The sequence below is a fragment of the Micromonospora sp. CNZ299 genome, assembly GCF_002754415.1.
In genome coordinates this window covers 684,607-704,530 of the sequence record NZ_PEFG01000001.1, presented here as the reverse complement: position 1 = coordinate 704,530, position 19,924 = coordinate 684,607, and the positions used below count along the sequence as shown (strand labels likewise).

The 19,924-nt window shown below is 73.1% G+C and carries 17 protein-coding genes and 1 pseudogene; 11 read left to right on the top strand and 7 right to left on the bottom strand.

Features of this window, described 5'->3' with window-relative positions:
* Positions 1-3: 3 nt before the first annotated feature.
* From CLT68_RS03395 to CLT68_RS03375, 5 genes are all read left to right on the top strand, one after another.
* Positions 4-747, top strand: a complete 744-nt coding sequence (locus CLT68_RS03395) for an ABC transporter ATP-binding protein (RefSeq protein WP_088950298.1) — start codon at positions 4-6, stop codon at positions 745-747.
* Positions 748-803: 56 nt separating this feature from the next.
* Positions 804-1,529 carry an ABC transporter ATP-binding protein gene (locus CLT68_RS03390; RefSeq protein ID WP_199176979.1) on the top strand — a complete coding sequence of 242 codons (726 nt, stop codon included), beginning with the start codon at positions 804-806 and terminating at the stop codon, positions 1,527-1,529.
* Positions 1,529-2,419 (top strand): branched-chain amino acid ABC transporter permease, encoded by an 891-nt coding sequence (locus tag CLT68_RS03385; protein ID WP_088950297.1) that lies wholly within the window; start codon positions 1,529-1,531, stop codon positions 2,417-2,419. Before CLT68_RS03390 ends, CLT68_RS03385 begins: the two co-directional genes overlap by 1 nt.
* On the top strand, positions 2,416-3,519 hold the full coding sequence (locus tag CLT68_RS03380) for a branched-chain amino acid ABC transporter permease (RefSeq protein WP_099848772.1): 1,104 nt from the start codon (positions 2,416-2,418) through the stop codon (positions 3,517-3,519). Before CLT68_RS03385 ends, CLT68_RS03380 begins: the two co-directional genes overlap by 4 nt.
* 114 nt (positions 3,520-3,633) lie before the next feature.
* Positions 3,634-4,380 carry an SDR family oxidoreductase gene (locus CLT68_RS03375; protein WP_099848770.1) on the top strand — a complete coding sequence of 249 codons (747 nt, stop codon included), beginning with the start codon at positions 3,634-3,636 and terminating at the stop codon, positions 4,378-4,380.
* A gap of 72 nt (positions 4,381-4,452) precedes the next feature.
* On the opposite strand, the gene CLT68_RS03370 is transcribed toward CLT68_RS03375, so the two are convergent.
* A complete protein-coding gene (locus CLT68_RS03370) occupies positions 4,453-5,274 on the bottom strand; it encodes a hypothetical protein (protein WP_143743123.1) in 822 nt (273 codons plus the stop codon).
* 143 nt (positions 5,275-5,417) lie between these two features.
* On the opposite strand from CLT68_RS03370, the gene CLT68_RS03365 reads away from it, so the two are divergent.
* The 3 genes from CLT68_RS03365 to CLT68_RS03355 all read left to right on the top strand — a co-directional run bounded on the left by CLT68_RS03365 (position 5,418) and on the right by CLT68_RS03355 (position 10,624).
* Positions 5,418-7,247 carry a BTAD domain-containing putative transcriptional regulator gene (locus tag CLT68_RS03365; protein WP_099848766.1) on the top strand — a complete coding sequence of 610 codons (1,830 nt, stop codon included), beginning with the start codon at positions 5,418-5,420 and terminating at the stop codon, positions 7,245-7,247.
* A gap of 39 nt (positions 7,248-7,286) precedes the next feature.
* Positions 7,287-9,410: a RecQ family ATP-dependent DNA helicase gene (locus CLT68_RS03360; RefSeq protein ID WP_099848764.1), complete on the top strand. Its 2,124-nt coding sequence runs from the start codon at positions 7,287-7,289 to the stop codon at positions 9,408-9,410.
* Positions 9,411-9,697: 287 nt separating this feature from the next.
* Positions 9,698-10,624 carry a hypothetical protein gene (locus CLT68_RS03355; RefSeq protein ID WP_099856738.1) on the top strand — a complete coding sequence of 309 codons (927 nt, stop codon included), beginning with the start codon at positions 9,698-9,700 and terminating at the stop codon, positions 10,622-10,624.
* Positions 10,625-10,674: 50 nt separating this feature from the next.
* Here the strand turns inward: CLT68_RS03355 and CLT68_RS03350 are convergent, their stop codons facing one another.
* Entirely contained in the window at positions 10,675-11,091 is a 417-nt protein-coding gene (locus CLT68_RS03350) for a helix-turn-helix domain-containing protein (RefSeq protein ID WP_199176978.1), read from the bottom strand.
* Positions 11,092-11,336: 245 nt separating this feature from the next.
* Here CLT68_RS03350 and CLT68_RS03345 point away from each other — a divergent pair, with 245 nt between their 5' ends.
* Positions 11,337-11,795 carry a hypothetical protein gene (locus CLT68_RS03345; RefSeq protein WP_099848760.1) on the top strand — a complete coding sequence of 153 codons (459 nt, stop codon included), beginning with the start codon at positions 11,337-11,339 and terminating at the stop codon, positions 11,793-11,795.
* Here CLT68_RS03345 and CLT68_RS03340 read toward each other — a convergent pair.
* Positions 11,792-12,952: a class I SAM-dependent methyltransferase gene (locus CLT68_RS03340; protein ID WP_099848758.1), complete on the bottom strand. Its 1,161-nt coding sequence runs from the start codon at positions 12,950-12,952 to the stop codon at positions 11,792-11,794. The genes CLT68_RS03345 and CLT68_RS03340 overlap by 4 nt on opposite strands.
* A gap of 86 nt (positions 12,953-13,038) precedes the next feature.
* Entirely contained in the window at positions 13,039-14,751 is a 1,713-nt protein-coding gene (locus tag CLT68_RS03335) for a DEAD/DEAH box helicase (protein ID WP_099848756.1), read from the bottom strand.
* Here CLT68_RS03335 and CLT68_RS33620 point away from each other — a divergent pair.
* Positions 14,750-15,178, top strand: a pseudogene (locus CLT68_RS33620) (hypothetical protein); the annotation flags it as partial. The gene CLT68_RS03335 and the pseudogene CLT68_RS33620 overlap by 2 nt on opposite strands.
* Here the strand turns inward: CLT68_RS33620 and CLT68_RS33615 are convergent.
* The 3 genes from CLT68_RS33615 to CLT68_RS03320 all read right to left on the bottom strand — a co-directional run bounded on the left by CLT68_RS33615 (position 15,115) and on the right by CLT68_RS03320 (position 16,365).
* Entirely contained in the window at positions 15,115-15,258 is a 144-nt protein-coding gene (locus tag CLT68_RS33615; protein ID WP_486482473.1) for a hypothetical protein, read from the bottom strand. The pseudogene CLT68_RS33620 and the gene CLT68_RS33615 sit on opposite strands and share 64 nt — an antisense overlap.
* Before the next feature lie 176 nt (positions 15,259-15,434).
* Positions 15,435-15,662, bottom strand: coding sequence for a DUF3107 domain-containing protein (locus CLT68_RS03325; protein WP_088950288.1), 228 nt, complete (start codon positions 15,660-15,662; stop codon positions 15,435-15,437).
* Positions 15,663-15,726: 64 nt separating this feature from the next.
* Positions 15,727-16,365 (bottom strand): TetR/AcrR family transcriptional regulator, encoded by a 639-nt coding sequence (locus CLT68_RS03320; protein WP_099848754.1) that lies wholly within the window; start codon positions 16,363-16,365, stop codon positions 15,727-15,729.
* A gap of 1,412 nt (positions 16,366-17,777) precedes the next feature.
* Between CLT68_RS03320 and CLT68_RS03310 the strand changes: the two genes are divergently transcribed.
* Positions 17,778-19,922: a hypothetical protein gene (locus tag CLT68_RS03310; protein WP_099856736.1), complete on the top strand. Its 2,145-nt coding sequence runs from the start codon at positions 17,778-17,780 to the stop codon at positions 19,920-19,922.
* The last annotated feature ends 2 nt before the right edge of the window (positions 19,923-19,924 follow it).

Here is a 19,924-nt window from a genome sequence, read left to right as displayed (position 1 = left end):
CCCATGCTCGCCACCCGCGGTCTGACCTGGCGGATCGGTGAGGTCGCCATCGTCGACAGCGTCTACCTCGACCTCGCGCCCGGGGAGTTCCTGGGCGTGATCGGGCCGAACGGCGCCGGCAAGACCTCACTGTTCAACCTGATCACTGGCCTGCGCCGGGCCACGGAGGGCCGGATAGTTCTGGACGGTCAGGACATCGGGGCGCTCCCGCCGCACCGGCGGGCCCGCCTCGGACTGGGCCGTACCTTCCAGGCGTCCTCGGTCTTCGGCTCGCTCAGCGTGCGGGAGAACGTCCGGCTCGCCGTGCAGGCGCACCGCGGGGGCTCGATGGCACTGTGGCGGCGGGCGGCGGCCGACCGGGAGGTCGCCGCCGCCGCCGACGCGGCGCTCGACCGGGTCGGTCTCGCCCACCGGGGTACGGCACTCGCCGGCACCCTGGCCCACGGCGAGAAGCGCAAGTTGGAGATTGCCCTGCTGCTCGCCGGTGAACCGCGGGTGATGCTGCTGGACGAACCGATGGCCGGCGTCAGCGCGGAGGACATCCCCGAACTGGTGGCCGTCATCAAGTCGCTGACCGGCGACAGCGGCCGGGCGGTGCTGATGGTCGAGCACCACATGGACGTCATCCTGGAGCTGGCCGACCGGATCGCCGTCATGCACCACGGCGCGCTGCTGGCCTGCGACACCCCGGAGACGGTGATGGCGAACCCCACGGTGCAAGAGGCCTACCTGGGGGAGTCGCTGTGAGCGCGAGGAGTGAGCCGGGTTTGCGAGCCCCGCAGTCGCGAACGGAGGCGGGCCTGATGGAACCAGTTCTCACTGTGGAGGACCTGTCGGTCCGGATCTCCGGGCTGCACATCCTCCAGGGGGTGTCCTTCGCGGTCGCCCCGACCGGCGTGACCGTCCTGCTCGGTCGCAACGGCGTCGGCAAGACCACCACGTTGCGCGCGATCGTCGGCCTCACCCCACCCGCCGGGGAGGTCCGCGGCACCATCCGGATGGGTGCGCAGAACCTGCTGGCCCAGCGCACGCACCGACTGGTCCGCGGTGGGCTCGGCTACGTGCCCGAGGACCGCTGCGTGTTCGCCGGCCTCACCGTCGCCGAGAACCTGCGGCTCGCCGAGCGGCGCGGCACCAGCCCGGCGTACGACAAGGTCTTCGCGCTCTTCCCGGAGCTGGACCGGCGCGGACGGCAACGGGCGGGTTCGCTGTCCGGCGGGCAGCAGCAGATGCTCGCGATCGGGCGGGTGCTGCTCAACGACAACCGGCTGCTGCTGGTCGACGAGCCGACCAAGGGGTTGGCGCCGAAGGTGGTGACCGAGGTGGCCGAGGTGTTGGAACGGGTCGCGGAGTCGGTGCCGGTGCTGCTCGTCGAGCAGAACCTGGCCGTCGTACGCCGACTGGCCCGCGACGCGGTGGTGCTGGCCGCCGGCAAGGTGGCCTGGACCGGCGACGCCCGTGAGCTGTTGTTGGAGACGGCGCTGACCAGGTCGTTGCTGGGTGTCGGCTCGGCGGAGGTGTCCCACTGATGGGGACCGTGATTCTGTTGGCGTTGACCGGGCTGGGCCTGGCGGCGCTGTACTTCCTGGTCGCGTCGGGCCTGTCCCTGGTCTTCGGTCTGGCCGACGTGCTCAACTTCGCGCACGGGCTGTTCCTCGGCGTGGGCGCGTACGGCACCTGGTGGGCGGCGGGCAACCTGCCGGGCGCGGGCTCCGACGGGTTCGGCTTCGTGCTCGCTGTCGCCTTCGGGGTGGCCGCCGGCACGCTGGTCGCGATCCTGGTCGAGCTGGTGCTGATCCGCCCGCTCTACTCCCGCACCATCGAGCAGGTGCTGGTGACCGTCGGCCTGTCCCTGGCCGGGGTGGCGTTGTTGCAGGCCACCTGGGGCGCGGACGCACGCCCGTTTCCGCGCCCCGACTGGACTCGGCAGGTGACCGGGATCCTCGGCGCGCAGGTGCCCAACGGCGGCCTGCTGCTGATCATCGCGGCGGTGCTGGTGCTCGGCGCGATCCTGGCGTTCCTGCGCTGGACCCGGTACGGCCTGGTGATCCGGGCCGGGGTGGAGAACCGGGAGATGGTGACCGCCCTCGGCATCGACGTCCGCAAGGCGTTCACGCTGGTCTTCGCGATCGGTGGGGCGGCCGCCGCGCTCGCCGGTGCGCTCGGCGGGGTCTACTTCGGCACCGTCTCGCCCGGTCAGGGCAGCTCGCTGCTGATCTTCGCGTTCATCGTGGTGGTGATCGGCGGGATGGGCTCGGTGGTCGGCTCCGCGTACGCGGCGGTCGTGGTCGGCCTGGTTCAGCAGTTCGTCAACTACTACGGCACGTCCGGGCTGGGCGACATCTGCGTGGTCGGGCTGCTGGCCGTGGTGCTGCTGCTGCGCCCGCAGGGCATCGCCGGAAAGGTGGCAACGGCATGACGGTGATCGACGCGCCTCCCGCGCAGGTGCCCGACGAGTTGACCCCGCAGCGGGGGCGGTGGCACCGGGTCCGCCCGTTCCTGCCGCTGGTCGCGCTGGTCGTGCTGGCGATCCTGCCGTACTCGACGATCTCCCTGCCGGGGATCTTCGAGGGGCCGGTCAACTCGCCCGGCACCCTGCAACTGCTCGCCATCTGCCTGATCTTCGGCGGTCTGGCGGCCGGGTACGACCTGCTCTTCGGCCGGACCGGCATGCTCTCCTTCGGGCACGCGCTGTACTTCGCGGCCGGTGTGTACGGCACCGACATCCTCATCACCCGGGCCGGTCTGCCGCTGTGGCAGGCGGCGTTGCTGACCATCACCGGCGGGACGATCCTCGCCGCGCTGCTCGGCGCGGTGGCGCTGCGCACCGTGGGCATCGCGTTCGCCATGGTCACGTTGGCCTTCGCCCAGGTCGGCGCGATCCTGGTGGCCCGGGACTTCGGTGGGCTCACCGGTGGCGAGGAAGGTCTGCCGCTGGACGTGTCCGGGCTGCCCGCCGGGCTGGTGGGGGTGACGAACACCGTCAACCTGTACTGGCTGGCGCTCGCGTACCTGACGCTGGTGGTCTTCGTGGTGCACCGGGTGAGCGGTTCCCCGACCGGTCGGGTGCTCGCCGGGCTGCGTGACGACGAGCGGCGGATCGGTGTGCTCGGGCTGGACCCGTACCGCTACAAGCTGGTGGCGTTCACCCTCGCCGGCGGGCTGGCGTCGGCGGGCGGGGTGGTCTACGTCCTCATCGTCGGCGGCGCGTCGCCGCACATCACGTCCTCCGAGCTGACCCTGTCGCTGCTGGTCATGGTGGTGCTCGGCGGGCCGGGCACCAGGTGGGGGCCGGTGCTCGGCGGTGTCCTCTACATGTACCTGGACCACCGGCTCACCGCATTCGGCACGAGCGACGCGGTGGACAACCTGCCGGCCGTCCTCAGCCACCCGCTGAGCCAGCCGCTGTTCGTCCTGGGCACTGTCTTCATCCTGGCCGTCTACTTCTTCCCAGGAGGCCTGACGAGCCTGGCCCCCCGCCTGTCCCACCTGACCCGCACCCTCCGCCCCCCACGCTGACCCCAACCCCCTTCTGCCCCCGTCGTTCATGAAGTTATAGCCACGACACGCCGCGGCGGATGGCGATAACTTCATGATCGACGGGGTGTTGTCGCGGAGGGGAGGCTGGGGGAGATGGACTCTCGGGTTGCTGTTGTCAGTGGGGGTGGGACCGGGATCGGGGCCGCCGTTGCGGAGGCGCTCGTTCGGGACGGGTACGACGTTCTGATCGTCGGCCGGCGGTCGGATGTGCTGTCGGCCGCCGCCGAACGGATCTCCGCCGAGTGTGGTCGGGCCAACGCTGTCAACGCGGTCCCCGCCGACCTGACCGACCCGGAGCAGCTCGACCGGGTGCTCGCGGCGGTCGACGCTCGGCCGGTCGACGTGGTGGTCAACAACGCGGGCGGCTACCTGGGCGGGGACACCGGCACCCTGGCCGGGACAGCCGCACACTGGCGGGCCAACCTGGACGCCAACGTGCTCACCGCCGTACTGCTGACCGAGGCGTTGCGGCCGGCACTGCGTCGCCCCGGCGGGCGGGTGATCCTGGTCAGCTCGATCGCCGCTCAGCGCGGCGGCGGCGGGGCGTACTCGGCGGCGAAGGCGGCCCTGCACGGCTGGGCGTACGACCTGGCGGCTCAGCTCGGCCCGGACCAGATCACGGTCAACGTGGTGAGCCCCGGCTATGTCGCAGAGACCGAGTTCTTCGGCGACCGGATGACCGCCGAGGGGCACGCGAAGCGGGTCGCGGCGACCCTGGTCGGGCGGGCCGGGCTGCCGGACGACATCGCCGAGGCCGTCCGCTATCTCGCCAGCCCGGCCGCCGGTTACGTCACCGGTCAGGTCCTCGGCGTCAACGGGGGCTCGGTCCTCGGCCGCTGATGCACGCGCGCGCCCATGAACGACTGAAGGGCGGCGGCCCCCCGTGTGGCCGCCGCCCTCCTGCGTCGTGGGTCAGCCGTTCAGCATCTCGTAGGCCATCGCCGGAGCCTTCGTCGCGGCGGAACCGGTCGGCACGCTGATCTTCGGCGAGGTGCCGTAGTCGGCGTAGGTGACGACGTAGTCGTACGCCTTCGCCTTGCCGGCGGCCGGGATCTTCAGCGTCAGCGAGGTCAGGTGCTTGTCCGCGTCGACAACTGCGGTGAACGGCACCGACTTGGCAGCTTCGCCGAGCGCTGCCGCCTCGCCCTCCTCCAGCACCTGGGCCGCGTTGCCAGTGCTCACGTCGACGACCCCGGCGTACTGCCCGGGGCTCTGCTCCTTGACGGAGGTGGCCGCCTCGATGAGCGGGCCGGCGTTGCCCTGGTCCGCACCGTCGTAGGCCGGGATGGTGTCGCTCTCGGCCAGCTTCGTGCGGTCCAGCTTCATCCACTTGTCCGGGAACTTCGGCAGGCCCGGCTGGCCGCTGAACTTCGCCTTCAGCCAGACCTCCTCACCGATGAGCAGGAACGACATCTTCGTGGTGATGCCATCGGAGCCCGGTGCGCCAGTGGTGTTGATCTCGACAGCCTTCGAAGCCGGGTCGACCCGTCCGCTGTGCGTGTTGGAGGAGTCCTTGCCACTGAACTTGAACGTCCCCTCGGTGCCGTCCGGGACGGCGTCGAGGAGCGCCTGCTTCGGGTCGACGGTCGGGCTGGCGCTCGGGCCGCTCTGCGGTGCCGAGGCCGGTTCGCTCTTGGGCCCGCACCCACCGAGCAGGGTGGTCGTGGCCAGCATGGCAGTGACCACGCCCATCGTCCGTCGGATGGTGCTCGCGCTGCCCGTTGCCTGTGTCATCACATTTCTCTTTCTCGCTGCGTGGCTTGTGCCGATGACCATGTTGTGGGCGGGCACGGCGGTACCGCTGCCGATATGCTGCCGTCCGGCTGCCGGGCACTGCCGTCCGGCGATCGTCGGGGGTGTCAGGAGCGGAAATTCGCATGTCAGGAACGCTGCGTTTCGAGATCCTCGGGCTTCAGCGGGCCTGGTACGCCGACCGTGAAATCGACCTCGGTCCCGGCAAGCAGCGTGCGGTGCTGGCCGTGCTGCTGCTCTCCACGGGTCGTCCGGTGGCCACCGGGCAGATCGTCGAGGCGGTCTGGCCGGACGATCCGCCCGCGAACGGCCCCAACGTGGTGCAGAAGTACGTCGCCGGGCTGCGCCGGGTGCTGGAGCCGGACCGGTCGCCGCGTACACCGGGGCAGGTGCTCAGCCTGACCGACGCCGGCTATCTGCTGCGCGTGGATCCCGAGGCGGTGGACGCGGTCCGTTTCGAGCGGGGCGTCCAGGCCGCCCGGCGGCGGCACGAGTCCGGCGTCACGGAGCAGGCGCTCGCCGAGCTGACCGCCGCTCTGGACCTGTGGCACGGGGAGCCGTTCACCGGCTTCTCCGGTGCGGTGTTCGAGGCTGCCCGGCACCGCCTGGTGGAGTTGCGGGCCGTCGCCCTGGAGACCCGCGCGGAGCTGAAACTGGACAGCGGGCGGCACCGCGAGCTGGTCGGCGAGTTGGTCGAGTTGGTGGCCGAGTTCCCGGTCCGGGAGCGGCTGCGCCACCAGTACATGCTGGCGCTCTACCGCAGCGGACGGCAGGCCGAGGCGTTGGCCGCTTACCGGGATATCGACAGCCTGCTCCGGGAGGAATACGGCATCGGGCCCGGCGAGGCGTTACGCGAGTTGCACGGTCGGATCCTGCGCGCCGACCCGACCCTCACCGCCGGCGTCCCGGAAACAGGGTGGCCAGCTTCGGCTTCCGCCGCGCGGCAGGCGGAGAACAGGGTGCCGGCGCACCCGTCCGCCGACTCACATCCGGCTGCCCCGGCCGCACCGCCCTCCGCACCACCGCCCGCCCAGGCCGTCCCGACCCAGGCGACGCCACCGCCCCAGGCGACCCCAGCGCTCCGGGCCTCGGGCCCGTCGCCCCAAGCGTCGGGCCCGCTGCCCCAGGCGGCCGTCCCGCCGTACGCGGATCTGCCCTCGCCGCTGTACCCCGCTCTGGCCGGCCTGCCCACCGGACAGCCGTCCCCGTTCGCGGTCGACCAGCCGCGCCGGGAGCGGCAGCCGCTGCCGACGTGGGTGAGCACCACGGCCACCGTCGCCGGCACCCTCCTGCCACTGCTCTCGTTCGGCACCGGCACCTGGCTGGTGATGCTGGCGTACGCGGTGCGGCGCCGCAGTCGACGGCTCGGCCTCGCGGCCGTCGGCTATCTCGTCACCGCGGTGCTGCTGGTCTTCATGATCGCCACCGACGACCTGGAGAAGGAGGACTCGGCGGCCGAGGCGTTCCTCGGGCTCGGCGTGATCGGCCTCTGCTGGCTGGTGGGCGCCCTGCACGTGGTCCTGCTCAACCGGTGGGTCTGGGGGCGGATCACCGGTCGGCCGCAGATGGCGCAGGCACGCGACGAGGAGCGCCGGGTGCGCCGCGAGCAGGCGCGCAACCTGCTGCACCTCTATCCCTCGGCGCGTCTGGAGTTCGCGATCGGCCGCCCCGACCTGCCCCGCGCCTTCGACGACGGCGGGCTCGTGGACATCAACGCCGTACCCGACCACGTGCTCGCCACACTGCCCGGGCTCACCGACGCGCAACGCCGGCAGGTGGCGATGGACCGGTGGGTACGCGGCCCGTACGCGTCGATGGAGGAGTTGGCCGCGCGCTGCCCGCTGCCCCTCGCGGTTGTCGACGGTCTCCGCGGCGTCCTGCTGTTCCTGCCGCCGCCCGTCCTGCCGACGGACACGCCGGCGGCAGTGGAGGCGGGGCCCACTGTGTCCCGCTGATCGTGGGGGTTCTGCGGCGTGGGCTGGTAGAAATGCCGGGTGGAGACAGCAGAGCGGGCGGCAATCCGGGAGCGGGCCGAGGCGGTGCTGCGCCGGCTGGCCGGTGACCACGCCCGTCTGCGTGAGGACCAGTGGCGGGCCATCGAGGCACTGGTCGTCGACCGGCGACGGGTGCTCTGTGTGCAGCGGACGGGTTGGGGCAAGTCGGCGGTCTACTTCGTGGCCACCGCCCTGCTGCGCGAGCGCGGGGAGCACGGCCCGACCGTCATCGTCTCGCCGCTGCTGGCGCTGATGCGTAACCAGGTCGAGGCGGCGGCCCGGGCGGGCATCAAGGCCCGCACGATCAACTCGGCGAACCTCGACGAGTGGGACGAGATCACCGCGGAGATCCAGACCGGTGCAGTGGACGTGCTGCTGATCAGCCCGGAACGGCTCAACAACCCGGACTTCCGCGACGGCGTGCTGCCGAAGCTGGCCGCCACCACCGGGCTGCTGGTGGTCGACGAGGCACACTGCGTCTCCGACTGGGGGCACGACTTCCGGCCGGACTACCGGCGGCTGCGCACCTTCCTCGCCGAGCTCCCCGAGCGCACCCCGGTGCTGGCGACCACCGCCACCGCCAACTCGCGGGTCACCCAGGACGTGGCGGAGCAGTTGGGCGACGCCCTCATCCTGCGCGGCACCCTGGACCGCGAGTCGCTGCGCCTCGGGGTCCTCGACCTGCCCAGCCCGGCACACCGGCTGGCCTGGCTCGCCGACCACCTCGATCAGCTCCCCGGCTCGGGCATCGTCTACACGCTGACCGTCGCGGCAGCGGGGGAGACGGCCGAGTTCCTGCGCTCCCGGGGTTACCCGGTGGCGTCGTACACCGGGCAGGCCGACGACGCCGACCGGCGCGCCGCCGAGCAGGACCTGCTCGACAACAAGATCAAGGCGTTGGTCGCGACGAGCGCTCTCGGCATGGGCTTCGACAAGCCTGACCTGGGCTTCGTCGTCCACCTCGGCGCGCCGCCCTCGCCGATCGCGTACTACCAGCAGGTCGGCCGCGCTGGCCGCGCCGTCGAGCACGCCGAGGTGCTGCTGCTGCCCGGCGTCGAGGACGCCGCCATCTGGCGATACTTCGCCTCGCTGGCGTTCCCACCGGAGCAGCAGGTGCGCGCCGTGCTGGCCGCCCTGCACCCCGACCGTCCGCTCTCCACCCAGGCCCTCGAACCGCTCGTCGACCTGCGCCGCACCCGCCTGGAGCTGATGCTCAAGGTGCTCGACGTGGACGGCGCGGTCCGCCGGGTGCGCGGTGGATGGCTCGCCACCGGCGAGCCCTGGGTCTACGACGAGGCCCGGTTGCGCCGCGTCGCCGAGGCGCGCACCGTCGAGCAGCAGGCCATGCGGGAGTACGCGACCACGTCCGACTGCCGGATGCGGTATCTACGGGAACGCCTGGACGACACCGGGGCGACCGACTGCGGCCGGTGCGACAGGTGCGCCGACCCGCTCTTCTCCGCCGACGTGTCGACAGCCGCGCTCGCCGCTGCGCAGACCTTCCTGGGCCGCCCCGGCGTGGAGATCGCCCCGAAGAAGCTCTGGCCGACCGGGTTGGACGCGGTGGGCGTACCCCTCAAGGGCCGGATCGCCCCCGCGGAGCAGGCGTTGCCGGGCCGTGCCGTCGGGCGCCTGTCGGACCTCGGTTGGGGTGGCCGGTTGCGTGATCTCGTCGGCCCGGAGGCGCCGGACGCGCCGGTGCCCGACGACGTCGTCGGCGCGGTGGTGGAGGTGTTGAAGGCGTGGGCGCACGGCGACGACCCGTGGCCCCGCCGGCCGGTGGGAGTGGTCGCGGTCGGTTCGCGGCGACGGCCCCGACTGGTCGGGTCGCTCGCCGAGCGGATCGCCGCCGTGGGCCGGCTGCCGCTGCTCGGCGAGGTCGTCCCGGCCGGTCCGGGCGGTCCGGCCGGGCCGCGCGGCAACAGCGCCCAACGGGTACGCGCGCTGCACGACACCTTCACCGTGCCGACCGACCTGGCGGACGCCCTGACGGGCCTGGACGGCCCGGTGCTGCTCGTCGACGACCTGATCGACTCGGGTTGGACGATGACGCTGGTCGCTCGGGCCCTGCGCCGGGCCGGTGCGCCCGACGTGCTCCCGCTCGCCCTCGCCGTCGCCGGCTGACCCGACGGGCGTGGGGCCGGTCGTCGGCGCTGCACGGGTTCGGGGCGTCGTCCATGCCTGGTCGAGGGCGTTGACCGGCGCTGCGGCGCGGTCTGCGCCGGTCGGGTGGGAAAGTTCCCGGGCAGCGTCGAATGCGACCGTCGCCACGCCGTCCGGGCGTCGGCCTGGGCCGCCCCGACGCGGCGGTACCGTGGGCGGTATGACCGACCAGCAGCCCGTCACCCGCGCGCACGACGTCACGGGTAGGACCGCCGTCGCCGAGGCGGGCCACGTGCTGGGTGTCGGCGGTGCCTGACCAGGTCTCCGCCGCGCCGGACCGGAGCACGCTCCGGCTGGCGCTGGTGGTCGGTGGGCTGGTGCTGGCGGTGCTGCTCGGTTTCGGCCTCGGCCGGATGAACACGACAGGCACCGCCACCGGCAGCCCGTCGTTGGCCGCCGATCACACCGACCCACCGGGGACCGGGCCGCACAACCACGGCAGCGCCGCGAGCACCGATCAGGGCACGGCCACCGAGCCGGGCGGTCTGGCGGTCAGCTCAGCAGGGTTCACCCTGGCGCCCCTGACGATCGAGTTCGCGGCCGGCAGGCCCGGTCAGCTCCGCTTCCAGGTGCGCGACGTGCAGCGCCGGCCCGTCACCCGCTTCGCCGTCGTGCACGACAAGCCGATGCACCTCATCGTCGTCCGCCGGGACCTGACCGGTTACCAGCACCTGCACCCGACCATGGCGGCGGACGGCACCTGGTCGGTGCCGTTGACCCTCGCGCAGTCCGGGGTCTGGCGCGCGTACGCCGATTTCACCGTCGTCGCCGACAACGGCGCGCAGACCGCGGTGACCCTCGGCGCGGACCTGGTCGTGCCCGGTGACTACCAGCCCCGCCCGCTGCCGGGTCCGGCCACCTCGACGACGGTGGACCGGTTCACGGTCGGCTACCAGGGCACCCCGCAGGCGGGGGCGACAGTGCCGCTGACGTTCCGGGTCGACGGTGCTGGCGGCGCCGCCCCGCTGGAGCGGTACCTCGGGGCGTACGGGCATCTGGTGGCGTTGCGCGAGGGCGACCTCGGCTACCTGCACGTGCACCCGGAACCAGAGCTGGTGGACGGCCAGGTCAAGTTCTGGCTGACCACCCCCGGCTCCGGCCGCTACCGCCTGTACCTGGACTTCCAGGTAGGGACCGAAGTCCACACCGCCGAGTTCACCCTCACGGTCCCCTAACCCCCGGGCCAACCCCCGCGGGTGGGGGCGGGGTGCGTGGGGGTGGGGGGTTAGCCGGCTCGGCGGATGGGGCGGCGGGCCAGGTAGCGGAGCAGGTCGCGGATGTGGTGCTTCTCCTCGGCGGGGACCGTCGGGTCGGCCAGCCGGTCCAGGATGGCGCGGACGTCGGCTTCGACGGGGCCGTCGTCGTGGCGTCGACGGGGGGTGGGGCCGGCGTCGGGCAGCCCGAGCGCGCGGAACGCGGCAGCGACCGGTAGGTCCAGTGCGGCGCAGAAGCCGCGCACCTTGGCCAGCTCGGGATAATCCTGCCAGTCACCCGCCAACCAGCGGAACACGGTGGAACGTCCCACGCCCGTGTGCGAGGCAAGATCGGTCACGGTCCAGCCACGTTCGTCACGAGCGTCATCGATGGCGCGCCGGACGAAGCGGGCGAAGGCCATCTGCGGTGATACCTCGGCTGGTCCCATCCCTGTGTGTCTTTCCCCCTTGCCGCAGCACCGGGACGATGCGCCTTTCCGAGGGTAGTACGCCCACAGCCGGAAACAATTGACTGACCGCACAATCTGTCCCGTGGACGAGACTTTTCCGCGACAGCATGATGCCAACCGAAAATTGCATCAAGCGATCACTATCGTTCTTCCACTAAGCTCGGTGCCCGTCCCGGCATGGTCCCGTCTGCCGCGTCCGACCGCACCACCGCCCGAGGAGCACCATGGCCGAACCGAGCCGCCCCCAGCCGTACCAGCCCGGTGCGGTGAGCATGTTCTTCGTTGCCAAGGCCGGCGTCTTCGCCGCCGCGTTCTGGATCTGGCTGCTGGTTCTGGTGCTCCGCACCAGTTCTGCGACCGGTCTCCAGGTGCTGGCCGCCACCGGTGCGATCACCACCACGCTGGTCGCGGTCGTGCTGGGTGCCCGGATGGCGTTGCAGCACAGCGCTGCCATTCGGCACGCCGAGACCAAGAAGCTGCTGGTGGACATCTCCTGGAACGCCTTCGCCGCCGCCGGCAACGCCGAGAGCGCGGGCAAGGTCGTGCCCTTTCCGACCGTCCTGGGCGACGGTGAGCGGGCCACCCAGCGCAACGGCGGCGACCGGATATCGGTCCTCGACCGTGGCGCCGGCGAGCGCAACGGTGCCCGGGACCGCAGTGGCGGCCGCGATCGCCGTCGCTAGGCGGTGGGCTCCTCGGCGGCGGAGAGCAGGGTCTCCAGTCGGGGTGTGACCTGCCACTGGTCCACCAGTTCGCGGTACTCCGCGTTCTGCTGTGCGCTGGCCTCGCTGCCGGTGCGGCGGGCACGGATCAGCAGGTTGCGTGGCGTGTGCTGGGAGTCGACGAACTCCACGACCTCGGTTCGGTACCCGTGCACCCGCAACAACCCGGCGCGCAGCGCGTCGGTGAGCACGTCGGCGAACCGCTCGCGCAGGATGCCCTGCCGGGTCAGCAGCTCGTACGGTGCCGGGGTGGGGTGGGCGCGGAGCTGCTTCGCCAGGTCGTGGTGGCAGCACGGCGCGGCCAGCACCCAGCGGGCCTCCCAGCGCACCGCGCGGGCCAACGCCTCGTCCGTGGCGGTGTCGCAGGCGTGCAGCGCCAGCACCAGGTCGGGTGCAGGGTCGACGACGGCGTCGGCGATCGTGCCGGCGACGAAGCTGATCTGGTCGGCCCAGCCCAGCCGCTGCGCCAGCTCGGTGTTGCGTCGCCGCTGGTCCTCCCGGACGTCCACGCCGATCAGTTGGACGTCGAGCCCTCGACTTGCCAGGTAGCGGTACGCGGCGAACGTGAGGTACGCGTTGCCGCAGCCCAGATCGACCACCCGCAGCGAACCGGTCAGATCGTCGGGCAGGGTCGCGGCCAGGGCACGCAGGAACGCGTCCACCTGGCGGCGTTTGGCCGCCGAGCCGCCGATCTCGGCGAAGATCGGGTCACCGGGGTCGAGCAGGTATTCCTTCGTCCGGTCGTTCCCGCTCGGTGTGGCCGCCGGGCGGGACGTCGCGGCGCGGTGCACCTGCGCCTCGCCGGACTTGGTCACCCGGAGTTGGAGCGTCGCGTCGGCCGTCTCCACGTGCCAGTTGCCGAAGGGTTCGGCCAGCAGCTCGTCGATCGCCTGGATCGCCTCCGGACCGGGGGCGACGTTGCGGGTGTACGGGCGCGTGCCGTCGGAGGTGGCGATCTGCAGTCGCGGGCCGGCCTTGAGCCGCACCGGCCGCAGTTCGGCCCGAGCCACCACGGGATGGCGCCCACGGCGTCGTCCGGCGGCGACCGCCCGGGTCAGCGCGGGGTCGAGCAGCAGCGCCCGAACCTCGGTCAGGGCAACATCCAGTGGTTCCGGCATCGTTCCATCTTCGGCAGGTGGGGTGGGAAGGGAACATCCCCCGTACCGCGCGAGGCGGTGCGGGGGATGTCAGGTGTGGCTGTGGGTCAGTCCGCGGTCGCCTCGGCCGGCGTACCCGCACCGGAACCGCCACCACGGCGGCGCCGGCGGCGGCGCGGCTTCGACGGTTCGCCGTCGGACGCGGCGGTCGGCTCGGCGTCACTGCCAGGATCGGCGGAGATCACCGCGGTCGGCTCGCCCACGACCGTCTCGCCGGCCCGGCGGCGACGCCGGCGGCGCGGGGTACGGGTGCCTTCGTCGGCGGTGTCGCCAGCCTCGGCGATCGCCGGTGCCTCGGCCTCGGCCGCTGCCGGCGTGCCGGCGTCGGAGCGGTCACGGCGGCTGTCGCCCCGACCACGGCGCTCGCCTCGCCCCTCGCCACGGCTCTCACCGCGTCGGGGGCTCCGGCCGCCACCGCTGTCGCCCCGACGGGAGCGCGTCGTCCCGCCCAGGTCCTCTTCGATCTCGGCGGACAGCCCGGCGCGGGTGCGCTCGGCCGTCGGCAGGGTGCCGCTGACCTCGGTCGGGATGTGCAGGTCGGTGTAGAGGTGCGGCGACGTGTGGTACGTCTCCGGCGGCTCCGGCATCTCCAGACCAAGGGTCTTGTCGATGATCCGCCAGCGCGGCATGTCGTCCCAGTCGACGAAGGTCACCGCGACACCCGTCGCGCCGGCCCGGCCGGTACGACCGATCCGGTGGGTGTAGGTGTCCTGGTCTTCGGGGCAGTCGTAGTTGATGACGTGGGTGACGCCGGTGACGTCCAGCCCTCGGGCCGCCACGTCGGTGGCGACCAGAATGTCGATCTTGCCGGCCCGGAAGGCCCGCAGCGCCCGCTCGCGGGCACCCTGGCCGAGGTCGCCGTGCACCGCAGCGACCGCGAACCCGCGGAAGTCGAGGTCCTCGGCGACGCGGTCGGCGGCCCGCTTGGTGCGGGTGAAGATCATGGTCAGCCCACGCCCCTCCGCCTGGAGGATGCGCGCCACCACCTCGACCTTGTTCATCGAGTGGGTGCGGTAGACCAGCTGCTGGGTCTGCGGCGACGGACCGGTCTCGGCGGTGTGCCCGGCGTGGATCGTCATCGGCTGGCGCAGGAAGCGCCGGGACAGGGTGACGATCGGGTCCGGCATGGTGGCCGAGAAGAGCATCGTCTGCCGGTCTTCCGGAAGCATCGCGAGGATCTTCTCGACGTCGTCGAGGAAGCCCAGGTCGAGCATCCGGTCGGCCTCGTCGAGGACGAGCGCGTGCACCCGGTCCAGACGGAGGTGCTTCTGCTTCTGCAGGTCCATCAGCCGACCCGGGGTGCCGACCAGGATCTCGACGCCCTTGCGCAGCGCGTCGATCTGCGGCTCGTACGCGACGCCGCCGTAGATCGGCAGCACCCGGACGCCCCGCGTCCGGCCGGCGGCGGCCAGGTCCTTGGCGACCTGGATGCCCAGCTCACGGGTGGGGACGACGACCAGCGCCTGGGGGACGCCGTCGCTGCCCTCGCCCGGCGCGAAGACGCGATCCAGCAGGGGCACGCCGAAGCCGAGGGTCTTGCCGGTGCCGGTGGGCGCCTGACCGATCAGGTCGACGCCGCGCAGCGCGATCGGGATCGCGTATTCCTGGATGGCGAAGGCGCGGGTGATGCCCGCCGAGGCCAGGGCCTCGACGGTCTCGGCGCGGGCGCCGAGTGCGGCGAACGTGGGGGCCTCCGGTCGAACCGGGGCAGTGGGGGCCAGTTCCTGGCCGTCCATCAAATCTTGAGTCAGGTCGCTCATGTGGATGTGGGGGTGCCCTCTCGTGGGTGCGCCCGTCATGTCCTCAGGGCGCGTTCGGTATGACGCGGGCCACACGGTCGGCGGCAGATTGCCGAGCCGGACCGGGCCGCACGCGCGCCGCGGGCTGAGCTTCGATCAGATCGGCGCCCACGGCAACTGCTCCATGCTACCTGAACAGGGATGCGCCCGTCCCGATTCCCACCCGGCCACTCGCCACGCGGGGCAAGTAATTGTGACCTACGTCACGTCTATCCGCCTCGTGGGATGCCGTTGGCCTGCGCTCGTGTCCACGCCGAGCATCCCCGGTCCCGCGCTGGAAGAACCGGCCCGGGCGGCTGGTGCTGGACGTCCTCACGACTCCCGTTACGCGGTCTTCGCCGCGGCGGAGATCCGGGTGGCCGTCGCCGACGACTCCCGGGTGGCCGGCCGGCTCTCCATGTGGGCGCGGCGGCTGGTCGGCGAGGCGTTGTCCCAGGCGAGCCGGTTCCGCCGCCGCGCGGGTCGCACTCACCGCGCTGATCGTGCGGGGCGACCGGGTCGACGTGCCGGGTCTGTTCGGCAGGCTCACCGCCGCGCACACAGCGCGGATGGCCGGCGCCGGGCTGAACAACTGACCGCCCGGGAAGCCGGTGCCGGCCTGCGGCAGGTGGGCCGATGCCGACCTGCCGCGATGGCCGGACCAGTCAGCGGACGGTGAAACCGACCGCCCGGGACGACGCCTCGGCGATCTCGACGTAGGCGACCTTCTCGACCGGCACGATGACCCGTCGGCCCTTCTCGTCGGTCAGGGAGAGCGTGCCGCCGTTACCGGCGAAGGCGTCGGTCACGATCTGCTCGATCTCGGCCGGCGACTGCGCGCTGTCGACTACCAGCTCACGCGGCGCGTACTGCACGCCGATCTTGACCTCCACTGTGCCTCCTCAACTGGGGCGAAAGAACCGCCCTGCGAAGGCTATCCGATCACGGGGTCGGCGGTCAGGCTGACTCACCTTGCAGCGGGAAGCTCGCGATGCCCCGCCACGACAGCGCGGCCACCAGCGCCTCGGCCTCGGCCTTCGGCACCTGCCGGCCACCGGCCAGCCAGAACTGCGCGGCCGTCTCCGCGGCGCCGACCAGCCCGGAGGCGAGCAACTCGGCGTGCGACCGGCTCACGCCGGTGTCCGAGATGATGGTGTCGGTGATCGCCGCGATGCAGCCCTGCTCGACCCGCTCCACCCGTTGCCGCACCGCCGGGTCGTTGCGCAGGTCCGACTCGAAGACGAGCCGGAACGCCTCGCTCTCGTGGTCGACGAAGTCGAAGTACGCCCGCACCGACGCGCTGACCCGTTCCTTGTTGTCGCTGGTGCCGTGCATCGCGTCCTGCACCTGAGCGACGATGGCGTCACAGTGCGTGTCGAGCAGCGCCAGGTACAGATCCATCTTTCCGGGAAAGTGTTGGTAGAGCACGGGCTTCGAAACCCCGGCCCGCTCGGCGATGTCGTCCATCGCGGCGGCGTGGTAACCCTGTGCGACGAACACCTCCTGCGCCGCAGCGAGAAGCTGCTTACGACGCGCGGAGCGGGGCAGACGGGTGGGTCGTCCAGTGGTCTGTGCACCGTTGCCCGCAGCGGTCATGGGTTCCTCCGAGTTCTCCGTACGAGCCGGCATTTTCCCCCCAGACCGGGCGAGGCCCGCGACCACCGTCGTGGAAATGGCCCGCCGCTGTAACTTATCGCCACTCTCGGCACACGGTAGCCTCAGCGGGGGCGACCAAGGAGCGCGCGGTGAGTGAAACAGGTCAACCCGGAGCCGCTACCCCGGGAGAGCACGGTGACGGAGCGGGTCAGCACGACGACCCGAGCCGTTCCGTCAGCGGGTGGGCACCCCCGGCGGGTGGGTGGCCGCGAGCCGCCGATCACGAGGATGCCCGGGAGCAGGCGCCGCGTTGGCAGCCGGACCCCGCGTCCGGCTGGCGCACCTCCTCCACCAGGCACGGCGACCTGCCGTCGCCGCTGGCCGGGCTGCCGGGTGACCTCGATCCGCCGACCCGGGTCAACGGCCACAACGCCAACGGTGTGCACCATCCCGATGACGCCAACGGCGTCCGTCGCCCCGGCCCCGAACCGACAGTGGGACGTCCCACGCCGGTGAGCGCACCCCCCGGGCTGCCCGTCGAGGGCCGCCCCGAGCCGGCCAGCGACCGACTTGTCGTGCCCGCCCAACGTCCCGCCCCGCGTGTGGAGCAGGGGGTCGACGAGCCCGACCGCTCCGCCGCCGATCCGGCCGCCGCCCACCGCGCCCGCTGGGCCGAGCCCGGCCTGCCCACCTCCGCGCCGCCTGCCGTCCAGGTGCCGCCCGTCGGCACCGCCGCGTCGGGTTTCGAGGTGCCGCCCGGCTTCCACGCGCCCAACGCCGAACGGCTGGCCGCCGAGGACCCACCGGTCGCCGGGTCACGCGACCGGCGGGACCCGCTCGCTCCGGAGCACCAGGCAGCACCGGGACGCACCCCGGGGCCGGCCGGGCACGCCGACGCGACCGAGCCGGCTCGCGCCGCCGAAGGCCCCCGCCCGGGTGACGCGCACCGGGCCGGGGAATCGTCGGCCATCGAGCCGGACTGGTCGGGGCCGAGCTGGAACCGCCCGAGTTGGGGCGGTGGCTGGGCGCCGCCCTGGTCCCGTCCGGACGACGAGCCGGCTGGTCCGCCGACCACCGACGAGTCCGCGCCGGGTTGGGTCGCCGAGCCCATCCAGCCGTACGAGCCGGTGCGGGCCGAGTCACCCCGCCCGTACGAGCCGGTCCGCGCCGAGCCGCCCCGCGGGTACGACCCCGTCCGGAGCGACGTCGCGTCCGAGGCGGCGCCGGAGCGCCCGGCGGAACCGACCAGCGGGCCCCCGGCCAACCGGCCGACCTGGGCAGCCCCGCCCGCTGTCCCGCCCACCGATCGCCCGCTCCGGGCTGTCGACCCGGACCAGGCCCCGACCGGCGAGCCGGCCGTGCCGTCGTCAGGCACGCCGCCGCTGGTCCCGCCGGGCACGCCGCCACCGGCCGTGGAGCGCCCGGCCTGGGCAGACGGCCCGACGCCGACCAGCGGTCCGCCGGCCAACCGGCCGTCCTGGGCCGGGCCCGGAGCCAGCCGTACGCCCCGGATCGACCGGCCGTCCTGGGCTGGCGGTGCGGCCGATCCCGAGCCCACCAGTGGCCCGCCGGCGCGGCCGTCCTGGGCCAGGGGTTCCGACCCGGCATCGACCGGTACGCCGTCGGTCCGCCCGTCGTGGGCTGGCGGTGCGGCCGATCCCGAGCCCACCAGTGGCCCGCCGGCGCGGCCGTCCTGGGCCGGGGGTTCCGACCCGGCATCGACCGGTACGCCGTCGCTCCGCCCGTCGTGGGCTGGCGGTGCGGCCGATCCCGAGCCGACCAGTGCGCCACCGGCGCGGCCCTCCTGGGCTGCCAGCCCGGCATCGGCTGACGCGCCACCGCCGGCGCCAGCCGGGCCACCTCCCGCACTGGCCGAGGCGCCACCGGCTCCGGCGGGCCCGCCCCTGGTCGCCGAGCGCCCCACCTGGGCTGGCGGGCCGCCCACCAGCCCGGTGAGCACCGCGCGGGAAGAACGGCCGGACTGGTCCGAGGGCCGCATCCCCGCCACCCCCGTCGACCGTCCCTCGTGGGGGGCGATCCAGTCGTCCATGCCCCGTGGGGGTGACGACGGCGAGACCCCGGGAATGCCACGGCCCGAGATCCGACCAGCCACCGCGCCATTCCGGCTCCGCCCGGCGACGCCAGACCTGCCCGGCCCGTCTCCCGTCGACTCGCACCGCCCGGCCGCGCCGACCAACGCCCCGTCACCCGGTGACCTCACGTCGTCCTCGACGGGATCGACTCCGCCCCCTGCCACGAACGGGTCCGAGCCCCACGACCGGCCAGGACCCGTGTCCGCCTCCCCCTATGCGGCTCGCCGATCCGCACCCGACCCGACGTCGTCGTCCGAACCGGCCGACGACGCCCGGCAGTCGGACCCGAAAGCGGTGGTGCTGCCGCAGCGCGTCCCCGCAGAACCGGACGTGCCCGTCGTGCCGGAGCCGCCAGCTGTGGAGCCACCCGCCGAAACTCCGGAACTCGCCCGCATCGCCACCCACCTTCGTCGGGACGACGAGCCAGCCCCGTTGCGGGAGCGCCCCGAGGGGTTCGACGTCAACGCGATCCTGGACGCCGTCCGCGAGGTGGCCGGTGTCCGCGACGCTGCGCTGCGTCGTACCCCGGCGGGAGCGCACAGTCTCCGGCTCGACCTGGCTGACGGCGCCGACCCGGCCGAGGTGAGCCGACAGGTGGCCCGGCTGCTTCAGGATCGGATGGGGCTGGCCGCCGCCCCGCAGAACGTGCCCGGTCTGCCCAGCACGCCGCCGCCGCCGGTTCGCCGTCGCGTTGCCGAACCCCGGGCCGCCGAACGGCGTACCCCGGAGCAGAGCGTGACCGCACGCGATGCCGGCGCCGAAGCGCGTACCGGTGAGGTGCGGGCGGTCGAGACGCCGACGAGCGGTCGTCCGTCGGGTGCTCGGGTGGAGGCCATGCCGGCAGGCATTGAGCAGAGGCCCGCCACCGACATCTCGCGCCGCCGCCGGTCGAACGCCCCACACCGGGGTCGCGCCACGGTCGAGGAGCCGGGATCGGTCTCGGCCGCGCCGGCCGGTGGCGCGACCGGGAGCCCGGCGACGCTCGGCACGTCGTACTCCGGTGGTCAGGTGACCACTACGGAGTCGGCGCCGTCCCGACCGCTGGACACCGGCGGCACGCCGGGGCCCCGGGTGGTGATCGACCACGTGCAGGTCAGCACCTTCGGCCTGGACGCGAACGTGGAGGTCCGGCTGCTGGCCGGGGGCGACAGCGCCTCCGGGTACGCGACCGGGCCGGCGGTGGACGGCTACGTGCTGCGGCTCTGCGCGGTCGCGGCCGCCGCCGCGGTGGACGAGTTGCTGCGCGGCGCCGAGAACGCCGAGCGGGGGCGCTGCTTCGTCGAGCACGCGGCGGTGGTGCCGTTCGGCAACTGCGAGGTGGCCACCGTGGTGGCACTGCTCGTCTGTGAGGGCTGGGTCGAGCAGCTCGCCGGCTCGGCTCTGGTCGCCGGTGATCCCCGGCAGGCGGTGGTCCGGGCGACCCTCGCGGCGGTGAACCGTCGGCTGGAGGCGCTGCTGTCCTGAGT